At 44.9% G+C, this 1,310-nt stretch carries 1 protein-coding gene; it reads left to right on the top strand.

Annotated features, from left to right (window positions below; genetic code table 11):
• Positions 1-151 precede the first annotated feature (151 nt).
• Positions 152-1,310, top strand: a 1,159-nt coding sequence (locus A3739_RS12860; RefSeq protein ID WP_156502570.1) for a VWA domain-containing protein, incomplete at its 3' end; no start/stop codon positions are given.

Genomic DNA, 1,310 nt, shown 5'->3' with positions numbered 1-1,310 from the left:
GAACCTATTGAATCAGATGTAAGAATCTTTCAGCCGAAGCAAGCGATCTCACATTATTTTCTTGCTCTCGCACTACTGATTTTTAGTGCTTACAAGCTTGTCGTTTTACTCCAAAGAGCAAGCCGCCAGTCTAGTATGCGTGAGAAACAAGATGCTTGATCTAATTCTTCCTCATTTTCTCCGACCGGATTTTTTGTATTTATACCTAGCTTTACCCTTTGTTTGGTGGTTGCTAAAACGTGGCGCAACGCAAGACAATTCCTGGACGAAACATATCGACTCAACACTGCTAGAGGCAATTCAGGGCGGAACTCTTGAAGTCGGGAAAAAAACTAAGCAACCGTCTCGAGCCATCGGCGTCATAATTTTTGCTCTCTTGATTTTTGCCTTATCCGGCCCGAGCTGGAAGCAAACGAAAACACCTTCAGTCCAGCCGAGTGATAACGCTGTTGTAATTTTAGACTTGTCACTATCTATGATGGCGGAGGATACCGCGCCTTCGCGTCTCGTCCGTGCAAAGCAAAAAATAATAGATTTGTTGAAACTGCGATCTGGTGGATCAACTGCACTCATTGCCTTCTCGGGCGATAGTTTTGTCGTCACTCCGCTCACTGACGACACAAATACGATTGAAGCCAATCTAAAAGCACTAGCACCTCTAATAATGCCTGTTATTGGGAGTCGACCTGACTTAGCTGTTACGCAGGCAGTTTCTGTAATGGAAGATGCTGGATTCAACCAAGGTCGAATTTTTTTATTTACTGATGGCGTCGCAGAGCATCACTCGAAACGCATAACCGAAACATTAAATTCTAAGCTTTTTTCGCTAGATATTATTGGTGTCGGAACCGAATTAGGCGGCCCCATCAAGCTTCCGGATGGACGCGGATATCTTAAAGACAAAGGCAGTGTTGTCATTCCGAAGCTAGAGATGGCTCAATTAACATCGCTGGCTACATCTCATCGTGGCCAAGCAGAACGCTTGAGTCTGGATAGTAGTGATCTATTAAATCTCAGAGCCGACGATCTGAGCACGGAGCTTAATCCGGAGCTCAATGAACGGGAATTCGATCAATGGCAAGACATGGGATATATCTTTTTAGCGATTGCTCTGCCAATCATTCTATTAGCTTATCGCCAAGGTGCACTGCTGCTTGTTTTGATCTTTATACTTCCTGACGAAGCGTCTGCATTTAGTACAGATACATTATGGAAAAGCAATGACCAGCAGGCGCAAGAACTCTATGAGAGCGGCGACTTCGAAGGTGCCGCCGAACAATTTGAAAGCCCGCTACATAAAGCAGATGCGT

The organism is Oleiphilus sp. HI0067 (assembly GCF_001635735.1).
This window is presented reverse-complemented; position numbering and strand designations above follow the sequence as displayed.